Source organism: Photobacterium alginatilyticum (assembly GCF_009910675.1).
In the GTDB taxonomy this organism is placed as follows: Bacteria; Pseudomonadota; Gammaproteobacteria; order Enterobacterales; family Vibrionaceae; genus Photobacterium; species Photobacterium alginatilyticum.
This window is the reverse complement of sequence record NZ_RSEJ01000182.1, coordinates 1-472: the sequence shown is the minus strand read 5'-3', so window position 1 is coordinate 472 and position 472 is coordinate 1. Positions and strand designations below refer to the sequence as shown.

The following is a 472-nucleotide window of genomic DNA, read 5'->3' as shown; positions in this document are numbered from 1 at the left end:
GAGATACCTTCGAAACCTCGAAAGCAATGGGTTAGAATACCTCCAAGTATATGTTAACAATTCGAAGAATCATGCCAATCCTATACAAGGTGGTATTAATCCAGAGGATAATCATGCAGTAGCTGGAATAAATGTAGATGAAGTTGCTGTTATAGCAAAAAAACATCTTGGTGCTACAAAGCTAAAAAAATGACCGAAGAGTTTACTGYCATAAATAAGGTGTTAGATGAGTTTGATGTCAGCAGGCACACGGGAAAACGTGTTTGCAGATGCGACCATGAATCGAACCAGATCGAAACATTCAGCTGTCGACGGACAAACTTTACCGGAACGTCGACCACAAACGAAGGATGGCCGGGCCCCGGTTCCCAGGGTTAGGATATTCCCTAAACTTAGCCTACTCAGATCAGAACTAAACTAGTTGATTCTCTTTCGCCTATCGGTCGGCCGGCTTGTTGCAACCCTCGCATTT

At 43.5% G+C, this 472-nt stretch carries 1 protein-coding gene; it reads left to right on the top strand.

The window, feature by feature from the left end:
- Window positions 1-193: hypothetical protein (locus EIZ48_RS31580; protein WP_205298649.1), on the top strand; the 193-nt coding region annotated here is incomplete at its 5' end.
- Window positions 194-472 lie beyond the last annotated feature (279 nt).